The sequence below is a fragment of the Pseudoduganella violaceinigra DSM 15887 genome (assembly GCF_000425385.1).
Taxonomy (GTDB): Bacteria; Pseudomonadota; Gammaproteobacteria; order Burkholderiales; family Burkholderiaceae_D; genus Rugamonas; species Rugamonas violaceinigra.
The window spans coordinates 133,745-157,379 of the sequence record NZ_KE384360.1; the positions used below are offsets into that span (position 1 = coordinate 133,745).

Annotated in this window: 21 protein-coding genes; 12 read left to right on the plus strand and 9 right to left on the minus strand. The window is 64.1% G+C overall.

Annotation, left to right across the window (positions count from 1 at the left end; genetic code table 11):
- Positions 1-5 precede the first annotated feature (5 nt).
- Entirely contained in the window at positions 6-1,157 is a 1,152-nt protein-coding gene (gene bamC / locus H597_RS0127100) for an NlpB/DapX family lipoprotein (RefSeq protein WP_051294145.1), read from the plus strand.
- Positions 1,158-1,325: 168 nt separating this feature from the next.
- On the opposite strand, the gene H597_RS35750 is transcribed toward bamC, so the two are convergent.
- The 3 genes from H597_RS35750 to H597_RS0127110 all read right to left on the minus strand — a co-directional run bounded on the left by H597_RS35750 (position 1,326) and on the right by H597_RS0127110 (position 3,493).
- Positions 1,326-1,598: a hypothetical protein gene (locus H597_RS35750; protein ID WP_083941311.1), complete on the minus strand. Its 273-nt coding sequence runs from the start codon at positions 1,596-1,598 to the stop codon at positions 1,326-1,328.
- A 287-nt stretch (positions 1,599-1,885) separates the two neighbouring features.
- Complete coding sequence (locus tag H597_RS0127105) at positions 1,886-2,356, minus strand: DUF7931 domain-containing protein (RefSeq protein WP_028104882.1); 471 nt, start codon at positions 2,354-2,356, stop codon at positions 1,886-1,888.
- A gap of 12 nt (positions 2,357-2,368) precedes the next feature.
- Positions 2,369-3,493 (minus strand): ribosomal protein uL16 3-hydroxylase, encoded by a 1,125-nt coding sequence (locus tag H597_RS0127110; protein WP_028104883.1) that lies wholly within the window; start codon positions 3,491-3,493, stop codon positions 2,369-2,371.
- A 58-nt stretch (positions 3,494-3,551) separates the two neighbouring features.
- On the opposite strand from H597_RS0127110, the gene H597_RS0127115 reads away from it, so the two are divergent.
- Both H597_RS0127115 and H597_RS36055 read left to right on the plus strand, forming a co-directional pair.
- Positions 3,552-4,097: an FKBP-type peptidyl-prolyl cis-trans isomerase gene (locus tag H597_RS0127115; RefSeq protein ID WP_028104884.1), complete on the plus strand. Its 546-nt coding sequence runs from the start codon at positions 3,552-3,554 to the stop codon at positions 4,095-4,097.
- 302 nt (positions 4,098-4,399) lie between these two features.
- On the plus strand, positions 4,400-4,882 hold the full coding sequence (locus tag H597_RS36055) for a pilin (RefSeq protein ID WP_028104885.1): 483 nt from the start codon (positions 4,400-4,402) through the stop codon (positions 4,880-4,882).
- Between the two features lie 145 nt (positions 4,883-5,027).
- On the opposite strand, the gene H597_RS0127125 is transcribed toward H597_RS36055, so the two are convergent.
- Together H597_RS0127125 and mutS are read right to left on the minus strand one after the other, a co-directional pair.
- Positions 5,028-5,969: a hypothetical protein gene (locus tag H597_RS0127125; protein WP_229632255.1), complete on the minus strand. Its 942-nt coding sequence runs from the start codon at positions 5,967-5,969 to the stop codon at positions 5,028-5,030.
- A complete protein-coding gene (gene mutS, locus H597_RS0127130) occupies positions 5,966-8,641 on the minus strand; it encodes a DNA mismatch repair protein MutS (RefSeq protein WP_028104887.1) in 2,676 nt (891 codons plus the stop codon). The genes H597_RS0127125 and mutS overlap by 4 nt, the downstream gene beginning before the upstream one ends.
- Before the next feature lie 134 nt (positions 8,642-8,775).
- On the opposite strand from mutS, the gene H597_RS0127135 reads away from it, so the two are divergent.
- Both H597_RS0127135 and H597_RS33615 read left to right on the plus strand, forming a co-directional pair.
- Positions 8,776-9,858 (plus strand): porin, encoded by a 1,083-nt coding sequence (locus tag H597_RS0127135; RefSeq protein ID WP_161630647.1) that lies wholly within the window; start codon positions 8,776-8,778, stop codon positions 9,856-9,858.
- A gap of 5 nt (positions 9,859-9,863) precedes the next feature.
- Positions 9,864-11,807: an ATP-binding protein gene (locus H597_RS33615; RefSeq protein WP_051294146.1), complete on the plus strand. Its 1,944-nt coding sequence runs from the start codon at positions 9,864-9,866 to the stop codon at positions 11,805-11,807.
- A 6-nt stretch (positions 11,808-11,813) separates the two neighbouring features.
- Here the strand turns inward: H597_RS33615 and H597_RS0127145 are convergent, their stop codons facing one another.
- Positions 11,814-12,677 carry a phosphate/phosphite/phosphonate ABC transporter substrate-binding protein gene (locus H597_RS0127145; RefSeq protein WP_161630648.1) on the minus strand — a complete coding sequence of 288 codons (864 nt, stop codon included), beginning with the start codon at positions 12,675-12,677 and terminating at the stop codon, positions 11,814-11,816.
- Positions 12,678-12,970: 293 nt separating this feature from the next.
- Here H597_RS0127145 and H597_RS0127150 point away from each other — a divergent pair, with 293 nt between their 5' ends.
- Entirely contained in the window at positions 12,971-15,166 is a 2,196-nt protein-coding gene (locus tag H597_RS0127150) for a TonB-dependent receptor (protein ID WP_035375355.1), read from the plus strand.
- Here H597_RS0127150 and H597_RS0127155 read toward each other — a convergent pair.
- On the minus strand, positions 15,160-15,885 hold the full coding sequence (locus tag H597_RS0127155) for a substrate-binding periplasmic protein (protein ID WP_229632256.1): 726 nt from the start codon (positions 15,883-15,885) through the stop codon (positions 15,160-15,162). The two genes, H597_RS0127150 and H597_RS0127155, sit on opposite strands and share 7 nt — an antisense overlap.
- A 236-nt stretch (positions 15,886-16,121) precedes the next feature.
- Here H597_RS0127155 and H597_RS32670 point away from each other — a divergent pair, with 236 nt between their 5' ends.
- Together H597_RS32670 and H597_RS0127165 are read left to right on the plus strand one after the other, a co-directional pair.
- On the plus strand, positions 16,122-18,143 hold the full coding sequence (locus H597_RS32670; protein WP_035375357.1) for a methyl-accepting chemotaxis protein: 2,022 nt from the start codon (positions 16,122-16,124) through the stop codon (positions 18,141-18,143).
- A gap of 8 nt (positions 18,144-18,151) precedes the next feature.
- Positions 18,152-18,988, plus strand: a complete 837-nt coding sequence (locus H597_RS0127165) for an HDOD domain-containing protein (RefSeq protein WP_028104892.1) — start codon at positions 18,152-18,154, stop codon at positions 18,986-18,988.
- On the opposite strand, the gene H597_RS0127170 is transcribed toward H597_RS0127165, so the two are convergent.
- Complete coding sequence (locus H597_RS0127170) at positions 18,977-19,876, minus strand: LysR family transcriptional regulator (protein ID WP_028104893.1); 900 nt, start codon at positions 19,874-19,876, stop codon at positions 18,977-18,979. The two genes, H597_RS0127165 and H597_RS0127170, sit on opposite strands and share 12 nt — an antisense overlap.
- A gap of 90 nt (positions 19,877-19,966) precedes the next feature.
- Here H597_RS0127170 and H597_RS0127175 point away from each other — a divergent pair, with 90 nt between their 5' ends.
- A complete protein-coding gene (locus H597_RS0127175) occupies positions 19,967-20,731 on the plus strand; it encodes a sulfite exporter TauE/SafE family protein (protein ID WP_028104894.1) in 765 nt (254 codons plus the stop codon).
- Between the two features lie 140 nt (positions 20,732-20,871).
- Here the strand turns inward: H597_RS0127175 and msrC are convergent, their stop codons facing one another.
- Positions 20,872-21,381, minus strand: a complete 510-nt coding sequence (gene msrC / locus H597_RS0127180) for a free L-methionine (R)-S-oxide reductase MsrC (protein WP_028104895.1) — start codon at positions 21,379-21,381, stop codon at positions 20,872-20,874.
- Positions 21,382-21,445: 64 nt separating this feature from the next.
- Between msrC and H597_RS32675 the strand changes: the two genes are divergently transcribed.
- From H597_RS32675 to H597_RS0127195, 3 genes are all read left to right on the plus strand, one after another.
- Positions 21,446-22,864 carry a RecQ family ATP-dependent DNA helicase gene (locus H597_RS32675; RefSeq protein WP_051294147.1) on the plus strand — a complete coding sequence of 473 codons (1,419 nt, stop codon included), beginning with the start codon at positions 21,446-21,448 and terminating at the stop codon, positions 22,862-22,864.
- 153 nt (positions 22,865-23,017) lie between these two features.
- Positions 23,018-23,368, plus strand: coding sequence for a KGG domain-containing protein (locus H597_RS34465; RefSeq protein WP_083941314.1), 351 nt, complete (start codon positions 23,018-23,020; stop codon positions 23,366-23,368).
- Between the two features lie 26 nt (positions 23,369-23,394).
- Entirely contained in the window at positions 23,395-23,631 is a 237-nt protein-coding gene (locus H597_RS0127195; protein WP_028104896.1) for a hypothetical protein, read from the plus strand.
- The last annotated feature ends 4 nt before the right edge of the window (positions 23,632-23,635 follow it).

Consider the following 23,635-nt stretch of genomic DNA (forward strand, 5'->3'; position numbering starts at 1 on the left):
TTCACATGACTATTCGCAAGATCGTTTCCCAGACCCCGCAGCGCGGGCTCGTCGTTGGTGCCCTGATGCTGAGCCTGACCGGTTGCGGCATGGTGCAGTCCGTCGTTGGCGATTCCAAGGTGGATTACAAATCGGCCAAGAAGGCCAGCACGCTGGACGTGCCGCCGGACCTGACCCAGCTGTCCAAGGACAACCGCTACTCGCTGCCAAGCAATGACCGTGGCGTGGCGACCGCCTCCGGCTACCAGGCCGCGCGCGGCACCACGCCGGGCGCAGCGCCAGCCAGCACCAATGAGGTGGCCACCACCGGCAACGGCGCCGTGCGCGTCGAACGCGCCGGCAACCAGCGTTGGCTGGTGGTGCAGCAAACCCCCGAGGCCCTGTGGCCGCAGCTGAAATCGTTCTGGGAAGAGTCGGGCTTCAACCTGGCCGTGGAGAATTCCACCGCCGGCGTGATGGAGACCGAATGGAATGAAAACCGCGCCAAGATCCCGCAGGACTTCATCCGCAACACCATCGGCAAGGTATTCGATGGCCTGTACTCGAGCGGCGAGCGCGACAAGTACCGCACCCGCCTGGAGCGCAACCCTGCCGGCGGCACCGAGATTTACATCAGCCACCGCGGCACGCAGGAAGTGGCGAGCGGCCCGCAAAACGAGTCCACCATGTGGACCAACCGCAATAGCGATCCGAACCTGGAGGCGATCTTCCTGGCCAAGCTGATGGCCAAGCTGGGTGGTTCGCCGGACGAGACGACGGCGCGCACCTCGGTCGACAATGCGGCGGTTCAGGCGCAGCACGCGACCCTGATGGGGGAGGGTGCCGGCCGCTTCATCAAGACCGACGAAGGCTTTGACCGCACCTGGCGCCGTGTCGGCCTGGCGCTCGATCGTGCCGGCTTCACCGTGGAAGACCGCGATCGCGTGCAGGGCGTGTACTACGTGCGCTTTGTGAACGACGCCACCGATACCCGCGGCTGGTTCAGCAGGCTGTTCAGCTCTTCGGACAAGGATAAGGAAGCCCAGCGCTACCGTATTTCGGTACGTTCCGATTCGGTCAACTCGACCCAGGTATCGGTGTGGACCAACAAGGACACGCCGGACGAAACGCCGGTGGGCGAAAAGATCTTGACGCTGCTGCACGAGCAGCTGAAATAAGGCGCAAGCCTGACGGAAAAGGCCGGCGCAAGCCGGCTTTTTTATTGGCCCGAAATGGGCGTGGCAAAAATAAACAGGGGACGCACCCTTTTAAAGGTGCGTCCCCTGTTACCTTTTCGGGGCAAAAAAAACCAGCCCGAAGGCTGGTCTCTTTTCCCTGCAAAGGAATTACTTAGCAGCGGAAGCAGCGGAGGCAGCAGCCGAAGCAGCCGAAGCAGCTGCGGAAGCAGCAGCAGCAGCGTCGGTAGCAGCGGAAGCAGCAGCGGAAGCGGCTTCAGCAGCTGGAGCAGCGGCTGGGGTGGCTTCTGGAGCTGGGGTTGCTGCAGCAGGAGCTGGAGCAGCTGCTTCTGGGGTAGCTACTGGAGCAGGAGCCGCTTCTTCTTTTTTGCAGGCGGTCAGAGCAACGGCCAGCAGGGAGGCGATCAGCAGGGATTTTTTCATTTGTTTTCCTTAATTAACTCAACAAAAATTAAACAATGTTGCGATGAATAATTACCGGTAATTATCGCTCGTACGGCGTTTCGTCGGCCTTTCCAACCTCGAAAAAGGTCGACCAGACACGGAAACACACCGGATATTATAGCGTTTTCTGCTGCGTCGCAATAGCAAAACGGATTGTTTTCGCAACTATTTTGCGAAAACGCAATATTTTTTTACCGCTCCGTATTGCCTGCAACTGCAGCGATCGCCGGCTTATCTCGAACCGCAGTATTTTACAGTTTTCCAGCTTATAAGCCAGTCGTTCCTGGTTTCAGGCCCGGCTGAGTTTCAGCCCAGATCGCGTCATAACGCTCCAGACTGGTTTGCGTTGACGCCGGCGCGTTGAAATCTGCTTCACCGCGGAAATGGTCGGAATGGAAGCGGCGCACGATATGCACGCCATCGGCCACGCAGAAGGAGTCGGTCAGGGTGTGGATGCTGCGGCTGGTCAGCCGGCATTCGATCTGGTGCGAATAATCCTCCAACAGCTTGAGGAAGCGCGGTTCATGGCGTTCCAGGTGGGCATTGCTGTGGGCCACCAGCTGCAGCCGGCCTCGATGCTGCAGGAAGTGGCGCAGCAGGGCGTCGGTCTTGCTGCTGCCCAGCTGCCACCAGGCGTAGTCGGGATCGAACAGCTGCAAGGTCAGGCGGGCCCGCGACATGCACTCTTCGAGCAAGGCCTGAAACTGGGTACGGCTGTCAAAAAGCTGCTTCTCCATCCTATCCTCCGCTTATTTGTTCAGTTCCAGCCAGCCATCGGTGTACCAGGCAAACAGCGCTTCCAGCACGTCCTTGGACGCCCCTGCCACGGCCGCGCCGTCCAGAGCGCGGGTATTGGCCAGGGTTTCCAGCGCCGTTTTGTCCGCCTTGTGCATGGCGAAGGATTCGCCGTTGATGAAGACATTTTTGCCGCGGTACAGCATTTGCGTCTTGCGCGAGAGGGTGACGCCTTTTTTCTGCGCGGTTTGCTGGAATTTGCTGGCCGTTAGCGGCTTTTCCACGGGCTGGAAGAAGACGTTGTGCTTCGGTTCGGACAGGTATTCGCCGAGGAAAATGGCGAAATCGTCTTCGGTAAAGCTGACCTTGTTCAATTCATCGGCCAGTTTCGACAGCATGGCCTTGGGAATTTCAGCGGGCTTGTTGGTCGGTTCCAGTTCCGGGTCGGCATAGCGGCCCGGCAGGTCGATCGAGTCGGCCATGAATTGCAGGAAAGCTTCGCCCAGTTCCTGGTAGGACGGCGAGCGGAAACCGATCGAATAGGTCTGGCAATCGCCGATCGCCTCGCCATCGTGGGCGTAATGCGGCGGCAGATAGAGCATGTCGCCCGGCTCGAGCACGAATTCCTCGCTGGCCTTGAACTTTTTCAGTATCTTCAGCGGCAGGCCTTCAATCAGCGTCAGGTCCTTCTGCGCGCTGATCTTCCAGCGGCGCTGGCCTTGTGCCTGCAGCAGGAAGACGTCGTAGGAGTCGAAATGCGGTCCCACGCCGCCGCCGTCGGTGGCAAAGCTCACCATCAGGTCGTCCAGGCGGGCATCGGGCAGGAAGCGGAACTGGCGCAGCAGCTCGTCGGCCTGGTCGTCCTGCAGGTTGACGCCCTGGACCAGCATGGTCCACGCGCGTTCGCTGCGCGCCGGCAGCGCCTTCAGCGGGCCGTGCTGCATGTCCCAGTTGCCGTCCTTTTTGGTGACCAGGCGGCTTTCCACATAGTCCTTGGTGGCGAGTTCGGCCAACTGCTCGAAAGGCAGCAGCGGCTGGAAGCCGGGGATGGCCTGGCGGATCAGCAGCGGCTTCTTGTGCCAGTAATCGCGCAGGAATTGTTCGGGCGTGATATCGCCGAGGAGAGTCAGTTTTTTCATGGGCCCGATTATAGCAAGCGGTATAATCCTCCCCAGCTTAGATATGAAAGGAAGCTCAATGAAGATCGCCAAGAATACCGTTGTGACGGTGGAGTACAAACTGTCCGACGCACAAAACAATCTGATCGAAGACGGCCGCCAGCCTATGGTCTACCTGCACGGTGGCTACGAGAACACCCTGCCGAAGATCGAAGAAGAACTGGACGGCAAGGACGTCGGCTATGCCAACACGATCCAGATTGAGCCGGAAGATGCCTTTGGTGATTACGATCCGAACCTGCTGAAAGTGGAAGAGCGCGCGCGCCTGCCGGAGCCGCTGGAAATCGGCATGCAGTTCGAAGGCCTGCCAGAGGGTGGCGAAGAAGACGACGCGATGATTTTCACCGTGACGGAAATCGCCGAAGACAAAGTGGTCCTGGACGGCAATCATCCGCTGGCCGGCATGGCCTTGCGCTTCGAACTGAAAGTGATGGACGTGCGCGCCGCGACCGAAGAAGAGATCGCGCATGAGCACGTGCACGGCGCCCATGGCCACCACCACGAAGAAGATGAAGAGGGCGATGGCGAAGAGGGCGACCACTTCCGCAGCCACCCAATCCACTAAGAATCACACCCCGCACCAATGTAATGCCGTTCAGGTAAGACTGGATGGCATTTCGATTTACGGATCGGTAGCCGCACCATCCGCCGCCAGCCTGCGTCGCTCGGCCTCGACGATGACTTTTAATTCTTGCTGGAAGCGTTTCCTGACAAAATTTGTCAGTTGAGAATTAAAGTTGACAATATATTCTCCAAATTTGACAAGAGTTGTCAGTCAGCCCGACGATCCGGGCAAAATGGACTGGCATGAGAATTGCTTGGGTGTTATGACGTGCAACGTTGCCGTACCTATCCCAGGAAGTTCCCATGAAAAGCCCGAAAAAGACACATAAGCAAGCCCAGACGGGCTTTACCCTGGTTGAATTGATGATCGTTGTCGCGATCATCGGCATTCTGGCAGCAATTTCGATCCCGGCCTATTCCGATTACACCGCCAAGGCCAAGGCCGTTGCCGGCCTGACTGCGATTGACTCCTTCAAGACTGCCGTCGGCCTGTGCGCCCAGGAAGCTGCGGGTGACCTGTCCAAGTGCAACTCCGCCAACCCCAACAGTGGCATCCCAAGCAGCTTCACTCCAACCAAGGAAGTCTCCGCCGTTTCGGTGGCGGATGCTGGGGTGATCACCATGACGTACGCCGCTGACCTGGCGGACGGTGTCTCCGGCAAACAAGTGGTATGGACGCCGGCCCTGCCCGCTGGCGGATCTGCCATGACCTGGAAGATCGATGCGTCCGCCGTAACCAGACTTTCCGTCCAGAGTGCAGTACAAAAGAACAGCGTTGGTATCTGACCGCGCTCAGCGTATGGCCAGGTCGAAAATTCGGCCCGGCCGTCATAGTCTGGCCTCCGAACTGTAAGTTCGCCTTTTGTTTTTGCCTTAGAGGCCGTTTCAAAATGGCCATGGCGTTGTTGCAGCTCCTTGCCGTGCAGGCGCCTTATTCGCTGGCGAGGGTAAACAGCGAGGCGCTGCCCGGAATGATGCGCAGCGCCGCCCAATCGGCTCCCAGGGCCAGGTGGCCCACGTTCTTGTGCCATTCAATCGCTGCCGGCGTCTTGTCCTTTTTCTGACTGTCCACCAGCAGCAGCTGGCCCGGATACTTGTCGGCCAGGGTGCGTACCAGGCGGCGCGTTTCGGTGAAGCCGTCCTTCTTCTGCGCCAGGCGGGCGAAAAAACCCTGTTCTACGTGGGCGCCGATGTCCCCGTCCATCAGCAGCACGATACCGGCCAGCTTCCGGCTTTTTGCCGTCAGGAAGGCGCGGTGCAGCCAGCCGCGGTTGGCCACCATGCGGTCTTCGTACTCGCTGTTGCGGCCCGCCTCGGACAGGTAATGGTTGTTCTTGGCCGGCACGTTGATGGTGACAAACAGAACGTTTTCGTGCTCCCAGTAGGCGTTTTCGGCGTAGTCGCGGAATTTGGCGATGCCGGACTGGCGCGCCAGCAGCATCTTGTTTTTGCCGAGGGACTCCGAATCGGCGAAGAACAGCTCGCGGATCCGGTTCAAGCGCTCGACGGCGTTCGATTTGCCGTTGGAGTTGCGGCATTCGGTCCAGTCGCTGCCGGCCGTCAGCAATACCAGCGGCTGCTCGGCGCTGTTCATCAGTTCGCGCCGGTCTGCGTACAGGCGGTCGCTGCAGGGCTCGCTACTGGTCTTGATGCCGGTGGCGATGATGAAGGCCGGCTCGGCGCTGCCCGCTTCCGCCAGCAGGCGGCGGAATTCGGCATCGCCGTCGCCTTTGCGGAAGCTGTGCCCGACCACTGCCACCTTGAATTCGCCCTTGCGCGGCGGCTTGTCGGCGCGCGCCTGGACCGCCGGCATGGCCAGCAGGGCGGCGGCCATCACTACCGGCAGCAGGCGCATCGCGTGATGCCGCCTCATGCCTGCGCCAGGCGCTTCAGCTGATACAGGCGGTCCAGCGCTTCGCGCGGGGTCATGGCATCCGGGTCGATGCCGTCCAGCGCCGCCAGCAGTTCCTCGGCGCGCGGATCAGCCGCCGGCAGCGCAAGGGGCGCCTCGTCGTCGTTGGCGTCGGCCACCGGCGCGGCGAACAGGTCCAGCTGCGGCGTCGCATCCAGGGCCTGCGCCTCCAGGCGCGCCAGGTGCTTGCGGGCCGCCTTGATGACGGGCTGCGGCACGCCGGCCAGCTGGGCCACCTGCAAGCCATAGCTTTGCGAGGCCGGGCCGTTCTGCACCGCGTGCAGGAAGACGATGGAATCCTTGTGTTCCACCGCCGACAGGTGCACGTTGGCGGCGGTCGGATGCGCTTCCGGCAGCTGCGTCAGCTCGAAGTAATGGGTCGCGAACAGGGTAAAGCTGCGGCTCGATTCGATCAGGTGGCGGGCGATGGCCCAGGCCAGCGCCAGGCCGTCGAAGGTCGAGGTGCCGCGGCCGATTTCATCCATCAGCACCAGCGAATGCTCGGTAGCGCCGTTCAGGATGGTGGCCGCTTCCGTCATCTCCACCATGAAGGTGGAACGGCCGCCGGCCAGGTCGTCGGTTGCGCCGATACGGGTGAAGACGCGGTCGATCGGACCGATGGTCGCGCTGGCGGCCGGCACGTAGCTGCCGATGTAGGCCAGCAGGGTGATCAGGGCCACCTGGCGCATGAAGGTCGATTTACCGCCCATGTTCGGGCCGGTGATCAGCAGCAGGCGGCGCTCGGCCATGAATTTGCAGTCGTTGGCGATGAAGCGCTCGATCTGGTTTTCCACCACCGGATGGCGCCCTTCCACGATATGGATGCAGGGCTCGGCCACCAGGGTCGGCGCGCACCAGTTGTTGCGCAGCGCATGTTCCGCCAGGGCGCACAGGGTGTCGACCTGGGCCAGCGCCTGGGCGATCGCCTGCAGCGGGCCGATGAACGGCGCCAGCGCGGCCAGCAGCTCGTCGTACAGCATTTTTTCGCGCGCCAGGGCGCGGTCCTGCGCCGACAGCGCCTTGTCTTCGAAGGCCTTCAGTTCCGGCGTGATGTAGCGCTCGCAGTTCTTCAGGGTCTGGCGGCGGCGGTAGTCTTCCGGCACCTTGTCGGCCTGGCCGTTGGTGACTTCGATATAGAAGCCGTGCACGCGGTTGTATTCGACGCGCAGGTTGGCGATGCCGGTGCGCTCGCGTTCGCGGGTCTCCAGGTCGACCAGGAACTGGCCGGCGTTTTCGGACAGGCCGCGCAGCTCATCGAGCTCGGCGTCGAAGCCGCGCGCGATCACGCCGCCGTCGCGCACCATGGTGGCCGGTTCCGGCATGATGGCGCGCACCAGCAGGCCGACGCATTCCCGCGGCTCGTTCAGGCCGTAATGCAGCTTGGCCAGCAGGCCCTCCGCATTGTCGTGGCCCAGCGCGCGCAGCATGGCGTGCTGCAGCTTGGGCAGCTGTTGCAGGCCGTCGCGCAGGGCGGACAGGTCGCGCGGACGGGCCGACAGCAGGGCCACGCGGGTGGTGATGCGTTCGATGTCCGGCACCTGCGCCAGGTGGTAGGCGAGCGAACCGGTGGTGTCGTGCTGCATCAGGGCGGCGATGGCGTCGTGGCGCGCACGTGCGACCGCCTGCTCGCGTTTCGCGTGGTGCAGCCAGTGCCGCAGCAGGCGCGAACCCATGGCCGTGCGGCAGTGGTCCAGCAGCGAGAACAGGGTCGGGGACTCCTGGCCGCGGATGGTCTCGGTCAGTTCCAGGTTGCGGCGCGTGGCGGCGTCCAGGCCGATGTATTCGTTCTCCGTTTCGCAGGACAGGCTCTTGACGTGCTGCAGACCGCGGCCCTGGGTCGACTGGGCATAGCGCAGCAGGGCGCCGGCGGCGCCGAACGCGGCGCCCAGGCCTTCCGCGCCGAAGCCGGTCAGGGTGGCGACGGCCAACTGGTCGAGCAGCGCCTTGTGGCCGTGCACCACGTCGAAGTGCCAGGCCGGCACGTTGTTCACGTGGCAGAAGCTGATGTCGTCGAACATATCGGCGTCGTCGCCGCGCAGGATTTCGGCCGGTGCAATGCGCTCCAGTTCCTGCTGCAGGCGCACGTTGACGGTGCGCTGGTCGCCGGAGAATTCCATCAGGCGCAGCGCGCCGGAAGCCAGCGACAGCCAGGCCAGGCCGCAGGTGACGTGCTTGCGGTTGCTGATCATCGTCATCGCCAGCAGCGGGCGCTCCGATTTTTCCGGCAGCAGGTCCGAATCGGTCAGGGTGCCTGGCGTGACGACACGCACCACCTTGCGTTCAACGGGACCCTTGGCCAGGGCCGGGTCGCCGATCTGTTCGGCGATGGCGCAGGACTCGCCCACCTTGACCAGCTTGGCCAGATAGCCGTCCAGCGAGTGGAAGGGCACGCCCGCCATCTTGATCGGCACGCCGTTCTGGCTGCCGCGCGCGGTCAGTGTAATGCCCAGCACGCGCGAGGCCTTCTCCGCGTCGTCGAAGAACAATTCGTAAAAGTCGCCCATGCGGTAGAACACCAGCATATTCGGATAATCGGCCTTGATGCGCAAATATTGCTGCATCATGGGTGTGACTTTTTCGGCCGGGCTGTTCTTCACGGCTTCTGGGTTGATTTCGGAGGGCAGGGTGGTCATGGAGTCAGTGTCGGTAATGCAACGCCATCTGGCGCGGAATCAAGCCCGCCATTTTACCCGTTTCGCAATGGTGCTACCATCCAAAGACGGGCGGCAGCGCGCCGCGGGAGCAGGCGATGAAAAGGATATCCTTCTTGACTGGCCCCATTCTCATGTTGGCCATGGCGCCGGCCTGTGCGCAAACGCCGGTCACGCCCTTCGGCACCCTGGACGTGACCTCGGAAAGCGTGCATGCCGGGCCGGTCGGCAGGCAAAGCCGGGTCAGCAGCAACAGTTCCGGTTTCGGCTTCAAGGGCAGCGAAAGCCTGGACGGGGGCTGGAAGGCATTCTTCCAGATCGAAGGCGGCATCAGCGTCGACACCGGCGCCGGCGGCGTCAACTCGCGCGATACCTTTCTCGGACTGGCCGGGCCGCTTGGCACCTTGCGCCTGGGCTTCATGACCGCGCCCATGCGCGCGCTTGGCGGCCGCCTGAACTACGTGCCCGGCGCCACCTCCATTGCCAACAATCTCGGCGTCATGACCACCTTGAACGGCCTGCACGCGGGCCTGAATGCGCGCCTGGCCAACTCCGTGCAATACACGCTGCCGGCACCGGAGGGCTGGACGCCGACCTTGCTCTGGTCGCCCGGCGAAGCGCGCCCGCAAGGCTTCAACGACCGCACCCTGGGCGCCGGCCTCAACTACGAGGTGGGGCCTTGGTTCGCCGGCTGGGCTTATGAAAACCGCCGGGCGCAGCAAAAGCTGGCCCTGGGCGACTCCAGCGACTGGGAGACCCGCCTGGTGTTGCGCTATGCCTTCGGGGCCTGGGGCGTCAACGCCGGCTGGGACCGGCTGGGCTCGCGCGGCCTGTTCGGCGCCGGCCACGGCGCGGTGCGGCGCGATGCCTGGACCGCCGGCGCGGTCTGGCGCCAGGGGCAGCACGATGTGATGCTGCACTGGAGCCGGGCGCGGGCGGTGCATTGCAGCGGCGCGGCCGATGGCAAGGGCCAGTGCGCCGCCGCCAACATCGGCGCCACCGGTGCGCACCAGGTGGCGTTGCTGTATCACTATGCCTTGAGCAAACGCAGCACGGTAGGCCTTTTCTATACGCGGATCCTGAACGATGGTCAGGCGCTGTACGACTTCGACGTCAATCCGGTCGTTCCGACCCTGGCGCAGCGCCATCCCGGCGCGGACCCCACGGGCGTAGGCTGGGGCCTGCGCCATTCGTTTTAAGCTGCATGAAGCTGCCCCTGCCACGCACGCTGCGTTTCCGGCTGGTCATGGCCAGCGTGCTGGTGGAACTGGTGCTGCTGGCGCTGTTGATCGCCAATTCGGTGCGCCTGATCGACAGGGCGGCGCGCGCCAGTGTGCAGGCCTCGCTGGACCAGGTGGTGCCGATGCTGAACGCCGCCATCGCGCCCTACTTGCTGGAACGCGATTACGCGGGCTTGCAGGACTTCCTGGGCGCCTTCGTCCAGGGCCAATCGCGTGAATTGAGCTATGCCAGCATCTCCGAGGCCGATGGCGTCGAAGTGGCGCGGGTGGGCCTGGAGCGCGGCGTGGCGCTGGCGCCGCCCAGCGAAAGCGTGGAGCAGGCGGTGGCGCAGGGCGAGTACCGCAGCGAACGGCCGGTGATGGTGGGCGGGCAGAAACTGGGCATGCTGCGCATCGGCCTGTCGACCCGGATCGCGGCGGAAACCCGGGCTGCCCTGGTGCGCCAGGGCAGCCTGATCGCCGGCTTGGAAATCCTCGCCAGCGTGCTGGTCTTGAGCTTGCTGGGCCTGTGGCTGACGCATCACCTGGAGCGGGCCGCCGCCGCCAGCCGCGCCATTGGCGACGGCGATTACACGCGCCGCCTGCCGGAGCAGGGCGGCGCCGAAGTGGCGGAGCTGGCGCGCGCCGTCAACCGCATGGGGCAGGAAGTCGAGCAGCGCGAACAGGCCCTGCACCGGCTGAACCTGGAACTGGAGGTGCGCATCGCCGAACGTACCCACGCCTTGCAGCAAAGCCTGCTCGAGCAGAGCACCATCTTGGACAATGCCATTGTCGGCATCCTGTTCCTGCGCAACCGCATCATCCTGCGCTGCAACCGGGGCTGGGCCGAAATGCTGGGCTACTCCATTCCGGAAATGGAGGGGAAAAGCACGCGCATGTACTACGTCTCCGACGAGGCCTATGAACAGCAGGGGATGCTGCTGTATCCCTCCATCATGGCCGGCCACACCACCTATGGCGAAGCGTCGTTCCGGCGCAAGGATGGCAGTACGGTCGAGTGCAGCTTCCAGGGCAAGGCGATCGATCCGGGCGATATGGACAAGGGCAGTATCTGGGTGCTGCAGGACATCACGGCGCGCAAGGCGGCCGAGCGCTCGCTGGAGCAGCGCAGCCGCGACCTGGAGGATTCGCTGGAACGTCTGCGCAGCACCCAGCTGCAGCTGGTGGAAGCGGAGAAGCAGGCGGCGCTTGGGCAATTGGTGGCCGGCATGGCGCACGAACTGAATACGCCGATCGGCAATATCCTGACGGCCGCTTCCGGCCTGTCGCACTTGCACGGGCAATTGGAGCAGTCAATGGAGAGCAGGGAATTGACGCGCAGCCGGCTGCTGCAGTCCAACCGGCAGGCGCATGACGTGTCGCAGCTGATCGAACGCAATGCGGAGCGCGCCGCGCAGTTGATCGAACGCTTCAAGCTGGTGGCGGCCGACCAGCGCGAAGAACAGCGCCGCGTGTTTGCCGCCGCACCGCAAGTCCGGGCCGTGCTGGAAGGCTTCGAGCACCGCCTGCAGCGGCGCGGCGTCGCCGTGCACGCCGAGCTGGCCCAGGAAATCATCCTCGACAACTATCCCGGCATGCTGGTGCAAGTGCTGGTGACCTTGCTGAACAATGTGCTGGACCATGCATTTGACGGCGTGCCGGAGCCGCAGCTGTGGGTGCGCTTGTGGTGCCCGGCGGCGGGGCGGGCCGAAGTGGCGGTGCGCGACAACGGCAGCGGCATTGCTGGCGCGGCGCTGGCGCGCGTGTTCGAGCCTTTCTACACCACGCGGCGCGGCGCCGGCCATGCCGGCCTGGGCTTGCACATCCTGCATAACCTGGTGACAGCGATGGGCGGCGAGGTGCGCATCGACAGCACGCCGGGCGGCGGCACCAGCGTCACCATCGGTTTGCCCTGCATCCTGCACTAGCCCGTTTCAGGGGCGGGATTCCGCTTGCAGTTTCTGCAGCTGGCGCGCGGCGCTGCGGACGAAGGAAAAGTCGGCGTCGCTGACTGCGGCGAAGCCGCGTACCGAAGCCTGGGCCAGCGCTTTGCGGCCTTCCTCGCTGCGGGAAATGCGCAGGATCGCCTGGCTGATGCGCGCCAGCTCGCCTTCGTCCATGTCGGCGCGGGCGATCCAGACCCCGTGCGGAATCGGCGGCGAGCGCCATAGGATGCGCAGTTCGTCGATCTTCACGCCGTATTTTTCGTTCAGCTGGTTGTCCGCCATGGCGCCGGCGTCGGCCTGGCGGTTGTAGACGGCGATGGCGGCATTGGGCTGCTTTTTCACGTGATCGACCTTGCCCAGGTCGGCCAGCCCGATGCCGTTGCGATGCAGTTCCAAGAGCGGCATCAGGTAGCCGGAGGTGGATTTGACGTCGGTAAAGGCAAAGCGCTTGCCGCGCAGGTCGGCGACACTGCGCAGCCCCGAGTCCTGGCGCGTGAAGATGATCGCGTGGTAGGAGTCGCCGTCGTCCTCCAGATAGCGCACGACGAGGCGGGCGCCGAAGTCGTCGTGGGCCGTGACATAGCCGAAGGCGCCGGTGCCGGCAATGTCGACCTGGCCGTCTTTCAGCAAACGCAGGGTGTCGTCGTAATCGCGGCCGGAAACCAGGCGCACTGGACGTCCCAATTCCTTTTCGAGCTCGCGCGCAAAGGGGCCGAAATTATTCAGCAGTTCGATCGCGGAGAGATTGGGATTGGCGGCCAGGCGCAGTGCCTTGTCCTGGCCGGAGGCATGGCCGCGGAACAGGGCGGCAGCCGCCAGCATGACGCCAAGTATAGTCCGTCGTTGCACCATGGCCTTCTCCGGCTCGCAGGAAAGACCATCATACTCCTGCGGGCGAACTTGCGGTCGTATCGAGGCAGGGGGCGACGTAATTGAGCCGGGTGCATGCCAGCGCATGCCGATCCGCGATTTTGCAGCCTTGTTGCGCCGATGCGATAGTTGTTGCGGCCGGCCGCCTCGGTCAACAAGAATGAGCGCAGCGCCGGGCGAGGGGCAGGCGTTGCTGGAATGAAATTGAATTCATCGCCTTCATTACGCCCGGCCTTGCCAACTCTGCTAGCATCGATTCAACACAGGGAGGCAGCATGCGCGCATGGTGGATGATCGGTGTGGCGGGGCTGGCGGTAGTGCCGCCGGCGATGGCGGACGATGGGCTGCCCAGCGTCTACGTCACGGCGCAGCGCCGCGCGGAGCCGCTGCAGGAGGTGCCGTTCAATGTCTCGGTGCTGCGCGGCGAAGCGCTCGATGTGCTGGCAGCCAGTGGGCGCGATTTGCGCTTCCTGGCCTCGCGCATGCCCAGCCTGCATGTCGAATCCGATTTCGGCCGCTCCTTCCCGCGCTTTTACCTGCGTGGTTTGGGCAATACCGACTTCGACCTGAACGCGGCGCAGCCAGTCAGCGTGGTGTACGACGACGTGGTGCAGGAAAGCCCGCTGCTCAAATCGTTCCCCGTGTTCGACTTGCAGCAGGTGGAAGTGCTGCGCGGTCCGCAGGGCAGCCTGTTCGGCCGCAATGCGCCGGCCGGGGTGGTGAAATTCGATTCGGCGCGCCCGGCATTCAAGCGTGAGGGCTATGTCAGCGCCGGCTATGGCAAGGACGAACTACGTAACCTCGACGGCGCCTTCAATACCCCGCTGAGCGACACGCTGGCGCTGCGCGTCTCCCTGCAAAGCCAGCACCGCGACAACCGCGTGTTCAACGACCGCCCCCAAGCGCCCACGTCGGAATTCGAGGGCTATCACGACAATGCGGCAAGGGTACAGCTGCTGTACCAGCCCAGTCCCGCTTTCAGCGCGCTGTTGAATGGGCATGGCCGGCGCATGGCAGGCCGCGCCACGCTGTTCCGCGCCAATATCCTGCAAAAGGGCAGCAATGCTCTGGTGCCGGGATTCGACTACGCCAGCCTGCCGACCGACGGTATGAACCACCAGTTCCTGAAGACCAACGGCGCCAGCCTGCGCCTGCGCTGGCAGTTCGACGGCCTGAGCCTGCATGCCATTTCGGCGTGGGAGAAGGCGCGCTTTTACAGTCGCGCCGATGTCGACGCCGGCTACGGCTCGCTGGCGCATCCGCCGATGGGGCCGGGCCGCATTCCTTTCCCTTCCGAGACGGCGGACGCCCTGCCCAGGCACAAGCAGCTGACGCAGGAGTTCCGGCTGGAGTCGGAACCGGCGCAGGTGTGGAGCTGGCTGGCCGGCGTGTATGGCTTCAGCGAAAAGATCAAGGTCGACAGCTTCAATTTCGACACCTTCAACGGCAACCGGCAGAACGGCTATGCCTGGCAGGAGCAGGACAGCCGCTCGCTGGCCGCGTTCGGCGCGTTGTCATGGCGCGCCCAGCCTGGCTTGCTGCTGCGGGCCGGCCTGCGCTACACCAAGGACCGCAAGGATTTCTTCGCCGCGCGGCCGCAGCCGACGCCGGGCGCCCAGCCGATTGCCGGGCTTGCCGCGGCGCCGCGCAGCAATGACCTCAGTTGGGACCTTGGCGCGACCCAGGCGCTGTCGGCCGACAGCCATCTCTTCGCGCGCGTGGCGACAGGCTACCGGGCGCCGTCGATCCAGGGCCGTATCCTGTTCGGCAACAGTATTTCGGTCGCGCGCGCCGAGCAGGCCTTGAGCTGGGAGGCCGGCTGGAAGAAGGATTTCGCCGAGCGCCGGGCGCGCCTTGGCATAGCGGTCTTTCGCTATACGGTGGAGGATATGCAGCTGACCGCCGGCAGCGGCACGGTCAACCAGAATCGCCTGGTCAATGCCGCCAAGGTGCGCGGGCAGGGTGTGGAAGTGGAATGGCTGGCGCGCCCCAACAGCACATGGACCGCCAGCCTGGGCGGCAGCTACAACGCGACCAGGATACGCGACGCCGGCCTGTTCGTCCTGCCCTGTGGCAACGGCTGCACCGTGCTCGATCCGCGCGGCACGGCGCCGAACAATGTTTTTGTCGACGGCAATCCGCTGCCGCGCTCACCGCGCTGGATCGCCAACGCCACGCTGCGCTTTAGCCAGCCCTGGCGCAATGGCGAGCTGTATGCCTACACCGACTGGGCCTACCGCGGCAGCTACAACTTCTTCCTGTATGAGGCGGCGGAGTACCAGGCGCGGCCCCTGCTGGACGGCGGCCTGCGCCTGGGCTACAAGGATGGGCGCGAGCGCTTTGAAGTGGCGGCCTTTGTGCGCAATATGACGAACCGGCTGGTGGCGGTGAACGCCATCGACTTCAACAACTTCACGGCGGTGGTCAACGAGCCGCGCACCTACGGCGTGCAGGCGAAATTCGCCTACTGATACTTGGAGGCCATGCGCAGCCACTGCGGGTCGTCGCGCATGCGCTTGACGATGGGCGCCACCTTGTCGTACAGGTCGTTGCGTCCCATCGGCACCAGGAAGCGCCGTTCCGTCGCGCGGCCGGGCAGGTCGACCAAGGTGAGGCTGCTGGCCAGCCCGTGCAGGCGCACGAAGTAGCGCGCCACCGATTCCGACACCGCCACGCAGTCGATGCGGCCGCGGCGCAGCTTCTCCATATTGATTTCCTCGCTCATCGCATCCTGGCGCACCAGGCCGTGGCGATGGATCCACTCATCGATGCCGGGGTAGACATAGCCCAGGGTCAGGCCGATCGACTTGCCGGCCAGCACCGCTTGCGTGTCCGGCTGTACCGGATGCTCGGCGCGCGAGACCAGCACAAAGCGGTCGATCGCAAACGCCGTGGTCCACAGGTATTTCTTTTGTGCGACGTCATCGAACCACTGGGGCATCATACCGATCACAATGCCGTCCAATGAACCGTCTTCCAGCCGCATTTGCAGGCGCTTGCGCGGCAAATACGCCAGCCGGAAACTGGTGCCGTCCGTGGCCTGCTTGTTCAGGTAGTCAATGGCTTCATGGTAGATACCGCGGGTGCCGTCGATGACCAGCGGGGCAAAATTGGCGCTGGTGTAGACGGTGACGGTGTCGGCCTGCGCGCCAGCCGGCAGCAGCGCCACCAGCAGCGTCAGTATCGGCATGAGAAATTTCATGTACGCACTATACCAAAGCGATTTTTCTTGCATCATGAAAGTTAAATTTTGCACGGGCAATTGTTTCGCATCGGTGCAACAGAAATGGTGGCGGAGTAAGAGATTTTTGTGGTTAATTCTCACGAATTGTAACTCGCGGCCATAAAACGGCATATGATCAACGCACGAGGTATCGCGGTGCTGCAAGGCGCCTTCGATCGAACTTTTCTCTCTGGGAAACTGCCATGAATCCTACCTCCCTTCTCGGCCGGCTCACGCTGGCCCATAAGTTCCTGATCCTCGGTCTGATTGCGGCGGTGCTGGCGATCATTCCCGCCTACCTCTACATGCACGAAGCCGGCAAGGTCTTGCAGGCGTATGAGGATGAACACGCCGGCCTGCCGGTCGTGGTCGATGGGTTGAAGGTGGTGCAATACACGCAGCAGCACCGCGGCCTGTCGGCGCTGGTACTGGGCGGCGTGAGCACGGTGGCGGACAAGCGCCGCGCCAAGCAGGCCGAAGTCGATGCCGCATTCGGCAAGCTGGAAACGGCGATCGCGGCGCTGGGCGACAAAGCCATCATCGATGCCTTCGCCGGCGCCAAACAGGAATGGGAAAGCTTGCGCAACAATGTCGCCGAAGGCAAGATCACCGTCCCGCAAAGCTATGCGGGGCATACCAGCCTGTTGCCCAAGCTGCTCAAGGTGAATGAGCTGATCGGCGACGCCTACGGCCTGAGCCTTGATCCCGACAAGGACACCTACCAGTTGATCCAGTCAATGTTTTACCAGCTGCCCTGGCTGACCGAAGAGACGGGCAAGAGCCGCGCCAAGGGCGCCGGCCTGCTGGCGAAAAAGCAGGCGTCGGCGGAAGACCGCATGACGCTGGCGGCCATCATGTCGCGCGTCACCGACCGCCTGGACCAGACCCTCACGGCCTTTGGCAAGGCAGCCGCCGCCAATCCTGCGATCGACGCCAAGCTTGGTGCCCAGTTGCGCGATGCGGGCGACGCGGCGCGCAAGATTGTGGATCTGGGATCGGAGCAGATCGTCAAGGCCGATCCGCTGACGTATTCCGGCGAGGAATGGGTGGCAAAAACCACGGCGGCGATCGATATGCAGTTTGCCGCCAACGAAGCGGCGGCCAAGGAACTCGATGCCATGCTGGGCGAGAAAATCGCCGGCTTCACCAAGCAGCGCTGGATCATGATTGTCTCGATGGTGCTGCTGTTCGGGCTGGCGGCATGGCTGTGCATGCTGATCGCGCGCTCGGTGACGGGACCGCTGCAAAATGCCATCGCGGTCGCCGATGAAGTGGCAAAAGGAAAACTCGATAACGATTTCGACGTCGGGCCGCCCAATGAGGTAGGCCAGTTGCTGCGCTCCCTGAAGTCCATGAGCGAGAGCTTGCGCGGCATCGTCACCGACGTGCGCGGCAGCGTGGACCAGATCAATGCGGCCAGCCGCGATATCGCGACCGGCAACGCCGATGTTTCCTCGCGCCTGGAATCGCAGGCCTCCAACCTGGAGGAAACCGCTTCGTCGATGGAGGAGCTGACTTCCACGGTCAAGCAGAACGCCGACAATGCGCGCCAGGCCAACCAACTGGTGCATAGCGCGTCCGACGTCGCCAGCCGGGGCGGGCAAGTGGTGTCGCTAGTGGTGCAGACCATGGGCGAAATCAACGACAGCTCGCGCAAGATTGTCGACATCATCGGCGTGATCGACGGGATCGCCTTCCAGACCAATATCCTGGCGCTGAACGCGGCGGTGGAAGCGGCGCGGGCCGGCGAGCAGGGGCGCGGCTTTGCCGTGGTGGCGTCCGAAGTGCGCAACCTGGCGCAGCGGTCGGCGTCGGCGGCCAAGGAAATCAAGGAGCTGATCAACCACAGCGTCGACCGCGTCGAGACCGGCAACCGGCTGGTCGGGGAAGCGGGGCAGGCGATGCAGGAGGTGCTGAACAGCGTGCAAAGCATCACCGTCATCATGCAGGAAATCGCCACCGCCTCGGCCGAGCAGGGCAACGGCATCGAACAGATCAACATGGCCGTGACCCAGATGGACGACACCACCCAGCAGAACGCGGCGCTGGTGGAACAGACCGCCGCCGCTTCCGCCAGCCTGCAGGAGCAGGCGCAGATGCTGGTCAATTCGATCAGCATCTTCACACTGGGGAACGAAGGCCATGCCGCGCCGGTGACGCGCGTGGCTTCCGCGCCGCGGCGCATGCCTGGCAACGTGCGCGCCTTGCGGGCAGCCTCGGTATAATTTTCTGCATGGAAAAGCTCAGGGATTTAGCCGCCATCATTTCCGATATGCAGCGTGGGGAACTGGTCTTCCCCACCAGCGTCAATGCCGCGCTGGCATTGCAGATAGCCCTGGCCGATCCGGATTGCCACGATGAGGGCGTGACGCGCAGGGTGCTGGGCGAACCGGTGCTGGCTGCGCGCGCCGTGGCGCTGGCCAATGCCGCCGTGTTCCGCCGCCATGGCGCGCCCGCCGTCACCAGTGCCCGCGCCGCCGTGGCGCGGCTTGGCTACCGCAACCTGTATTCGCTGGCCGCCGCCATGGTGGTGCGCCAGTTCGGCGCCCGCATCCGCGACAAGGGCTTGAGGGAGCGCGCCGAGCAATTGTGGAAGTACTCGGCCCATGTGGCGGCCATCGCCTACCAGGTGGCGCGCCATATCACACGCATCGACCCGGACACGGCGCTGTTTGCCGGCATCGTGCATGAAGCGGGAAATTTCTATCTGCTCTCGCAAGCGGACCAGGTGCCCGGCTTGCTGGAGGAAATGGGGGCGCGGCTGGGACCGGTGCAGGAAATTGTGGCGCGGGAAGTGCTGCGCAAGTTGCAGGTCCCGCAAGCGGTCGCTGCCGCCATCATCTCCCTGCGCGACGGCGCCATCAGCCTGCCGCCCAGCGGCTTGCGCGATACGCTGCTGCTGGCGCGCCATCTCTGCCCGGTGCTCTCGCCGGTACTGGCGCCGCAGGACGATTACCTGGTGCGGCGCGCCGACATGGCGGCATGCCTGGAATCGTTCCCCGATCTTGCCGAACTGCTCGACATTGCCGCCGCCGAGGCGCGCTCGATGGGGGTGGCGCTACTGGCCTGACACGGCCGGCGGCGCATCCTGCAGCAGCTGCTTGGCAAACAAGCCGGCATGCGGCGTCAGCAGCGAAAAATCGCGCGCGCACAGGTAGAGGCGCCGCGTTGCCCAGTCCTCCGCCAGCGGCAGGATCGCCAAGTCGCGCCGCAACGCGCCGGCCACCGCACTCGAGAGTATTGAGATGCCGATGCCCGCTTCGACATGCATCGCCACATGGTCGATATTGCGCAGCTGGATGCGATAGTCGAGCTGGCGTCCCAGGCGCGACGCGCGCTCGGCGAGGTGGGTCTCGAGCGCTGTGTCGGCAATGCCCACGATCGGTTCGCCCAGGATATCGGCAAAGGCCAGGCTTGCTTTGCGCGCCACGGGATGCGTATGGCCGGCCACCACCACCAGCCGGTCGGTGGCGATGAGGTGGGCTTGCAGCGGCCCGAGGTCGGTGATGTCGGCAACGACACCGAGGTCGGCGCGCCGGTCCACCAGGAACTGGACAATCTCCACGCTGGGACGCTCCAGCAGGTCGATCGACAGGTCGCGGTGCGCGGCCAGGAAACGGCACAGTTGCGGCGGCAGGAACGAGGCCATGGCGGCCGAATTCGACATCACCCGGATACGGCCTTTCAGCCCTGTGGCATAGGTGCGCAGCTCGCCGCGCATCTGCTCGACCTGGCCCAGGATGGAACGGGCATGCCGGACCAGGGCCTCGCCAGCGGCCGTGGCGCGCACGCCGCGCCGGTTGCGCTCCAGCAAGGGCGCGCCCAGAACGGCCTCCATGCCGGCGATGCGCTCGCTGACGGAGGCCAGGGCCAGGTGCATGACACGGGCGCCCTGGGTCAGGCTGCCGCACTCCACCACGGTCAGGAAGAGCCGCATATCGGTCAGGTCGAAACGCATGTTGATGATCTCCAGCTTTCGGAATCTCCGAAGTGTAGCACCGGAAATGCCAGATTGTGGGATGGCTGCCAGGCTACTAACATCGTTTGCATGGAGACCTTGATCACAACTTTTGCTTGCGGAATGCTGGCTGGAGCGATGAATGCACTCGCCGGCGGCGGCTCATTCGTCAGCTTGTCGGCGCTGGTCGCCGCAGGCGTGCCACCGGTTCAGGCGAATGCATCGAGCACCGTTGCCCTGTTCCCCGGCGGCCTGGCCAGCGCCTGGGCTTATCGCGACGGGCTGCAGCCGGTCGCCGGCGTATCGCTGCGCGCCTTGTTGGCGGTCACGCTGGCCGGGGGCTTGGCCGGGGCTTTGCTCCTGCTGCGCACCTCGTCCGAAACCTTCACTTTTGTGCTGCCGTGGCTGCTCCTCGTGGCTGCCATTTCCATCGCGTTCGGACGCCGCCTGGGCGATGCCTTGCGCGCACGCTGGCAGGTGCGGGCGCCGGCGGTGCTGGCCGTGCAGTTCGCGCTCGGCGTGTATGGCGGCTATTTCGGCGGCGCGGTGGGGATCATGATGATGGCGATGTGGGGGCTGATCGACAAGCGCGATCTGAAGGAATTGAATCCGCCGCGTACCGTGCTGGTCAGCGCGGCGAACGCCGTGGCGGTATTGGCCTTCATCATGGCGGGCGCCGTGCATTGGCCTGCAACGCTGGCCATGCTGGTCGGCGCGGTCTTCGGCGGCTATGGCGGGGCCCGCATCGGGCGGCGTGCATCGCCCGGCGTGATCCGGGCCATTACCTTGCTTGCCACCTCGTGCATCACCGTGGCGTTCTTCGTGAAAACCTACCTGGGAGCAGGCCATGCTTAACGCATTGTTGGAGACGATCGGGACGCTGGGCGTCGTGGTCAGCATCCTGGCCAAGTTGCTGGCCTGCTTTCCCAAGCGGCGACATCGAAGTCGAGCGACTCGTCAACCGTAAGCGCGGCCGGGGCGCATGGTGCGCGCGATCAGCGGCGGGATTGTTCCAGGATGCGCACCAGCGATTCGACGCCCTCGGCGTCAACCGCATCGAATCGGCCCGGCAGCGGGCTGTCGAGATCGAACACGCCGATCACCTCGCCATCCTTGCCGAAGACCGGCACCACCAGTTCCGAGCGCGATGCCGCGTCGCAGGCGATATGGCCAGGGAAGGCGTGCACGTCGTCCACCACGCTGGTGGCGCGCTGTTCAACCGTCGTGCCGCATACGCCGCGGCCCTTCTTGATACGGATGCAGGCTGGCTTGCCCTGGAATGGCCCCAGTACCAGCTCGTCCGGGCCTTGCATGAAATAAAAGCCTGCCCAGTTCAAGCCTGGCATGCTGTTGAACACCAGTGCGCTGGCGTTGGCGGTGTTGGCGATCCAGTCATGTTCGCCGTGCACCAGGCCACCGAGCTGGGCGCGCAGGTCTGCGTACATGGCGCGCTTGGCTTCTGGCGTCTCGCTGCTGTAGGGAGTTTCGCTGAGGGAAAAGGACATATTGCAATCCGCTATGTTACTTAGGTCGCCGACATGTTACCAGTTCTGGCGATACCTTGCGGACATGGCTACTCATCCTCAAATCCGCCGCCTGCTGCGCGACGTCTTCGGCGTCGAGCGCTTACGCGCCGGCCAGCAACAAGTGATCGACAGCGTGTTGGCCGGACGCGACACGCTCGCCATCATGCCCACCGGCAGCGGCAAATCACTGTGCTACCAGATTCCCGCCGCGATCCTGAAGGGCAGCACGGTGGTGGTATCGCCGCTGATCGCGCTGATGAAGGACCAGGCGGAAAAGCTGGACGACTTCGGCATCGACGCTGCCCAGCTCAACAGTAAAGTGCCGGCCGAAGCGCAGCAGGAAGCGCTGCAAAGCTTGCGCGACAACGAGGAACGCATCGTCTTTTGCACGCCGGAGCGCTTGGCCACGCCGGAGTTCATGAGCCTGCTGCACCAGGCCGACATCGGCCTGGTCGTGGTCGACGAGGCCCATTGCATCTCGCGCTGGGGGCATGATTTCCGTCCGGCCTATCTCGACATCGGCGCCGCCCTCGATGCCCTGGGACGCCCGCCGGTGCTGGCGCTGACCGCCACCGCCACCGATGAAGTGGTGGACGATATCCGCCGCCAGCTGGGCGCGCCGACAATGTGCGTGGTGAACACCGGCATCTATCGGCCCAACCTGCATCTGGGTGTGCGCCAAGTGACCAACATTGGCGAGCGCGCCGCCGAAGCGCTGCGCCTGGTGCGCGAAACACCGGGCAGTGGCATCGTCTATGCCGCCACGGTCAAGGCAGCCGAAGACATGCTGGCCGTGCTGGAAGGGGCCGGGGAGAGCGTGGCGCTGTATCACGGCAAGCTGCGTGCCGGGGAGCGCCATCAGAACCAGGAAATGTTCATGTCCGGCGCGCGCCGCGTGATGGTGGCGACCAACGCCTTCGGCATGGGTATCGACAAGCCCGACATCCGCTTCGTGATCCACCTGCAGGTGCCTGCCAGCCTGGAAGCCTATTACCAGGAAGCGGGGCGGGCCGGGCGCGATGGCGAGGCCGCGGACTGCACGCTGCTTTACTTTCATGAGGACAAGCGCGTGCAGCAGTTTTTCCTCGCGCGCAGCTACCCGGATGCGGCCTTGTTGCGCGCCGCCTACGATGCGGCCGCCCAGGGCGAGCGTCCGCGCGACAAGCGCAGCCAGGTGGGCCTCAAGTTGCTGAAGGAGGGCGGCTGGCTGAAACAGGACCGCAAGCTGCAGTACCGCCTGGCGGGCGAGGCGCCGCGCCCGGTCGACCTGGAGCGGCTGGCGGAAGGCTACCGGGACAAGCAGGAGCATGACCGCGCAGCGCTGGCCCAGATGGTGTCCTACGCACAAAGCGGATATTGCCGGTGGAAACTCTTGCTCGATTATTTCGGCGACGAGGCCGCTGCCATAGAGCGCTGCGGCATTTGCGACAACTGCCGACAGCCCCCGACCGTGGGGGAATAAATTTTCCCAATCGAAATTCGGTAGGTAATATCCTACATTTGTCGCGCTGAACGTCCTATATTACCTGTACAGTGCTTGCACTAACATGAGTTCTCCCGCGCCTACGCACAGGGGCGGGGGTCTTTTCCACCGAACCGAGCAGGGGGACGAATCATGGCTTCGAACAACCAGGGCGACAAACGCGGCAACCGGCAGGACAGTCCGTCCGGCAGCAAGCAAAGCGCACGCGGCTTTGCTTCCATGGATCCGCAACGCCAGCGCGAAATCGCTTCCGAAGGCGGCCGCGCTGCCCATCAGAAGGGAACGGCGCACGAGTTCACTTCCGAGGAGGCACGCAAGGCCGGCAGCATGAGCCACAAGAACGATGGCAACCGCCAAAGCGGTTCGCGTGGCAATGCTAGCAAGTCCGAGCAGCCCAGCCAGGACCAGCAGGTAGGCCAGGAATACCAGCAGGACTATGAGAAGGACTACCAGGGCAATAAGCAGGGCGGCGACAAGTACTAAGGATTCTTTGCGGCAAGGAGGCCCGTATGGGAAGGCCCGATAAACCCAGTAAGGACACGGAGAGCCAGCAAAACTTTGTGCTGGTCGATACAGAGCATCCGGAGATCGGCAATACGGCGGTTCCGGAAGGCCAGATCCGCCGCGCCGACCGACCTTTGCCGGGCAACCGGCAAAGCGCCACGGAAAGCGGTTCGCGGCAGGGCGGCAGTGGACTGGGCACCGAAGGCGGTGCGCCAGGGCCGGACGCAAGTTCCGGCGTTTGAATCA

Coding starts and splice junctions, on each gene's coding strand:
- bamC (WP_051294145.1), top strand. CDS start 6: ATGACTATTCGCAAGATCGTTTCCCAGACCCCGCAGCGCGGGCTCGTC.
- H597_RS35750 (WP_083941311.1), bottom strand. CDS start 1,598: ATGAAAAAATCCCTGCTGATCGCCTCCCTGCTGGCCGTTGCTCTGACC.
- H597_RS0127105 (WP_028104882.1), bottom strand. CDS start 2,356: ATGGAGAAGCAGCTTTTTGACAGCCGTACCCAGTTTCAGGCCTTGCTC.
- H597_RS0127110 (WP_028104883.1), bottom strand. CDS start 3,493: ATGAAAAAACTGACTCTCCTCGGCGATATCACGCCCGAACAATTCCTG.
- H597_RS0127115 (WP_028104884.1), top strand. CDS start 3,552: ATGAAGATCGCCAAGAATACCGTTGTGACGGTGGAGTACAAACTGTCC.
- H597_RS36055 (WP_028104885.1), top strand. CDS start 4,400: ATGAAAAGCCCGAAAAAGACACATAAGCAAGCCCAGACGGGCTTTACC.
- H597_RS0127125 (WP_229632255.1), bottom strand. CDS start 5,969: ATGAGGCGGCATCACGCGATGCGCCTGCTGCCGGTAGTGATGGCCGCC.
- mutS (WP_028104887.1), bottom strand. CDS start 8,641: ATGACCACCCTGCCCTCCGAAATCAACCCAGAAGCCGTGAAGAACAGC.
- H597_RS33615 (WP_051294146.1), top strand. CDS start 9,864: ATGAAGCTGCCCCTGCCACGCACGCTGCGTTTCCGGCTGGTCATGGCC.
- H597_RS0127145 (WP_161630648.1), bottom strand. CDS start 12,677: ATGGTGCAACGACGGACTATACTTGGCGTCATGCTGGCGGCTGCCGCC.
- H597_RS0127150 (WP_035375355.1), top strand. CDS start 12,971: ATGCGCGCATGGTGGATGATCGGTGTGGCGGGGCTGGCGGTAGTGCCG.
- H597_RS0127155 (WP_229632256.1), bottom strand. CDS start 15,885: ATGCCGATACTGACGCTGCTGGTGGCGCTGCTGCCGGCTGGCGCGCAG.
- H597_RS32670 (WP_035375357.1), top strand. CDS start 16,122: ATGAATCCTACCTCCCTTCTCGGCCGGCTCACGCTGGCCCATAAGTTC.
- H597_RS0127165 (WP_028104892.1), top strand. CDS start 18,152: ATGGAAAAGCTCAGGGATTTAGCCGCCATCATTTCCGATATGCAGCGT.
- H597_RS0127170 (WP_028104893.1), bottom strand. CDS start 19,876: ATGCGTTTCGACCTGACCGATATGCGGCTCTTCCTGACCGTGGTGGAG.
- H597_RS0127175 (WP_028104894.1), top strand. CDS start 19,967: ATGGAGACCTTGATCACAACTTTTGCTTGCGGAATGCTGGCTGGAGCG.
- msrC (WP_028104895.1), bottom strand. CDS start 21,381: ATGTCCTTTTCCCTCAGCGAAACTCCCTACAGCAGCGAGACGCCAGAA.
- H597_RS32675 (WP_051294147.1), top strand. CDS start 21,446: ATGGCTACTCATCCTCAAATCCGCCGCCTGCTGCGCGACGTCTTCGGC.
- H597_RS34465 (WP_083941314.1), top strand. CDS start 23,018: ATGGCTTCGAACAACCAGGGCGACAAACGCGGCAACCGGCAGGACAGT.
- H597_RS0127195 (WP_028104896.1), top strand. CDS start 23,395: ATGGGAAGGCCCGATAAACCCAGTAAGGACACGGAGAGCCAGCAAAAC.